This window comes from Rhodococcus sp. LB1 (genome assembly GCF_001583455.1).
In the GTDB taxonomy this organism is placed as follows: Bacteria; Actinomycetota; Actinomycetes; order Mycobacteriales; family Mycobacteriaceae; genus Rhodococcus_F; species Rhodococcus_F opacus.
This window is the reverse complement of sequence record NZ_LTCZ01000250.1, coordinates 1-3,126: the sequence shown is the minus strand read 5'-3', so window position 1 is coordinate 3,126 and position 3,126 is coordinate 1. Positions and strand designations below refer to the sequence as shown.

General features: G+C 65.7%; 3 protein-coding genes. 1 reads left to right on the top strand and 2 read right to left on the bottom strand.

Going from position 1 to position 3,126, the window contains the following annotated elements:
- Positions 1–16 precede the first annotated feature (16 nt).
- Together AZG88_RS28285 and AZG88_RS28280 are read right to left on the bottom strand one after the other, a co-directional pair.
- Complete coding sequence (locus AZG88_RS28285) at positions 17–1,150, bottom strand: acyl-CoA dehydrogenase family protein (protein ID WP_231914234.1); 1,134 nt, start codon at positions 1,148–1,150, stop codon at positions 17–19.
- Positions 1,151–1,198: 48 nt separating this feature from the next.
- Complete coding sequence (locus AZG88_RS28280; RefSeq protein WP_082833505.1) at positions 1,199–2,443, bottom strand: CaiB/BaiF CoA transferase family protein; 1,245 nt, start codon at positions 2,441–2,443, stop codon at positions 1,199–1,201.
- Positions 2,444–2,549: 106 nt separating this feature from the next.
- Here AZG88_RS28280 and AZG88_RS28275 point away from each other — a divergent pair.
- Positions 2,550–3,126 (top strand): LysR family transcriptional regulator (locus AZG88_RS28275; RefSeq protein ID WP_156517646.1); only part of this gene is annotated, 577 nt, incomplete at its 3' end.

Sequence of the window (3,126 nt, the reverse complement as noted above, 5' to 3'; positions counted from 1 at the left end):
TTTATGACTCAGGACACTAGGTGGACACGACCTCCATATCGGTCAGGTGCCGCGCGACGTGGTTCTCGAGCAGCAGGCCGTTGCCGGCGAGTAGGTCACGCGCCTCGCTACAAATCCACTTGCCCTTCTGCGCGGTGGCCATTTTGACCATGGATGCCATGGCGTTGGTCAGCGCACCCTTGTCGGCCAGTTCCGCCATGCGGTTACACATCAGCTGCATCGCGGTCAGCTCGCTGAGCATGTTGGCGAGACGGGACTGGACCAGCTGGTAGCCGGCGATCGGATTGCCGAACTGCACCCGCTCGGCGGCGTAGTCGGCGGCGATCTCGAAGCAGGCCATGGCGTGGCCGACGGCCTCCCACGCAGCGCCGCCGCGGGTGGCCTGCAGGACACGGGAAACGTCCGCGAAGGACCTGCAGTTCTCCAGCCGGTCGGCCTCGGGGATACGCATGTTCTCGATAACGATGTCAGCCTGCAGAATTGCGCGTTTGCCGATCTTGCCGGTGATGACGGTCGGGTTGTAGCCGGCCGGGTGGTTGCCGTTCCCGTCCTTCTCGACGACGAACGCGCTGACCTCGCCGTCCTCGGTGTTGCGGGCGAACAATACGACCACATCCGCCGCGTGTCCGTTGCCGATCCAGCGCTTGTGGCCGTCGATCACCCACGTGTCACCGTCGCGGCGGGCGCTGGTTTCCAGTGCGACCGAATCGGATCCGTGGTCCGGTTCAGTCAACGCGAACGCACCCGTCGTTTCGAGCCCGGCCAGGGCAGGCAGCCAGCGCTGCCGCTGTTCGGCGCTGCCGAGCAGGTTCAACGCTCCCATGCACAGGTTGGAGTGCACACCAAGGAAGGTGTTGATGCTCCCGTCGGCCCTGGCCATCTCCCGGGCGACCATGCCCGCGGCCTTCCGGCTCATCCCCGGGCACCTGTAGCCCTGGATGGTCGTTCCGATGATGCCGAGCTCGGCCAGCGGAGGCAGCAATTCGTAGGGGAACTCGGCCTTCTCCCAATAGCCATTGATGATGGGAAGGACCCGCTGTTCGGCGAACTCGCGAACCTTGTCGCGGATCGCCAGCTCCTGCTGTGTCAGCTCGTCGTCGAGATGGAAGTAGTCGGAGATCGCGGCGGCGCGGTTCGGTGTGGTGGTCACGGATGAGTCCTCTCTCGCCGCTCCCATGGATGGGGTTGCTGTTCGGGGCTAGCTTCGTGAAGCGGCCGCGTGCAGCCACTCGAGGATGTCACCCCGGTCGGCGTCGATGCCGGGCGGCACGAGGTCGTAGCTGGCCGGCGTCGCCGAGAATGTGATCGGGTTGCGCACCCCGGGAAGTGATCCTTCGCCGTTGCCCACCGCCACGACGGGTTCCAGCCCGAGGCGCTGCGCGAATTCGATTCCGCCGCGGACATCGTTGATCGGGGCACACGGCAACCGTGCCTCGGTGAAGATGTCGAACCATTCGGACGCGGGCTTGGCGGCCAACAGTTCCTGCAGGATGGGGCGCAGTTCCGAACGGTTGTGGCTGCGGTCCGGTGGTGTCGCAAACCTGGGGTCCGTCGCCAGCTCGGGCGCACCGATGACGTCGCACAGAGTGCGGAATTGCCGGTCGTTGCCGATGGCCAGGACGATGTCGCCGTCCGCGGTGGGCAGCGGCTCGTAGGGATAGATGCTGGGATGCTCGTTACCCATGCGGGTGGGCACATTCCCGCTGAGCAGGAACCCGGCGGTCTGGTTGACCATGCCTGACAGTGCCGAGGACATGAGGTTCACTTCGATGCGCTGGCCCCGGCCACTGCGGCCGCGTTCGTGCAGCGCGGAGAGGACTCCGATGGCGGCATGGAGTCCGGTGATGACGTCGAAGACCGCGACGCCGGAGCGGTAGGCGGGGAGATCCGGATCCCCGGTGAGGCTCATCATCCCGGACATCGCCTGGACGAGCAGGTCGTATCCGGGCAGGGCGGCACCTCCGGCCGAGCCGAATCCGGTAATCGACGCATACACGACAGCGGGGTTGCGTTCCGCAATGGACGCGTAGTCGAGGCCGAAGCGGTCCAGTCCGCCAGGCTTGAAGTTCTCGACGACGACGTCGGCACTCTCGGCAATACCGCGGGCCGTCGCGAGATCGTCGGGGTCGCCGAAGTCCAACGCGATCGACCTCTTGTTCCGGTTGATCGACAGGTAGTACGTGGACTGACCGTCGAAGACCGGCGGTTTCCACGCACGGGTTTCATCACCGGACGGGCCCTCCACCTTGATGACGGTGGCGCCCATGTCTGCCAGAAGCATGGTGCAGTAGGGCCCGGCCAGGACCCGGCTGAAGTCGGCGACAACGATTCCGGCTAACGGACCGCTTGCGGTGCGGCCGAGGGCATCCTGGTGCGGTCGTCCCGGTTGCCGATCGTCGGCCGCCTCCGGGGCGAAGGCGGTGGGAGTGCTCTGCAGTGTCATGAGTCTTCTTCCGTGGGGGAAATCCCCTCAACCATCCCACCGCCATTACGCCGCGTCCAATACTTACTGATGGCACTACTATTTCATTTCATGAAATAATAGCGACGTGGATTTCCAACAACTTCGGGTGTTCCTCGCAGTGGCGGAGGAACTACATTTCGGGCGGGCGGCCGAGCGACTACACCTGGCGCAGCCACCGGTCAGCCGGATAGTGCGACAACTCGAGCGCGACCTCGGAACCGACCTGTTCATCCGGAGCACACGCAGTGTCCGGTTGACCGTGGCCGGAGCGGCGCTGGTGGCACCCGCCCAGGAGATGCTCGCCGCCGAGCAGCGGGCCCGCGCCACCGTGCTGGCCGCCGATCGCGGGGAGGCAGGCACTGTCACGTTCGCCTACGCCGGTGCATCGACCCATGTACTCGTGGGAGTGCTGGCCCGGGAGGTCAGGAAGGCCCACCCCGGCATCGAATTTCGGCTCTACAGCCAGGATTTCGCGCTCCCCGCGCTCGCCCGGGTTCTCCGGGGCGAGGTCGACGTCAGCCTCGGCCGGTGGGATTTCGTGCCCGCCGGTGTCCGGTCCCGCATCATCGTCGACGAACACCTCGTCGTGGCCGTCCCGGCATCCCACCCGCTCGCCTCGAAAAAGGAAGTGCACATGGCGGAGCTTGCCGGAGAACCGTTCG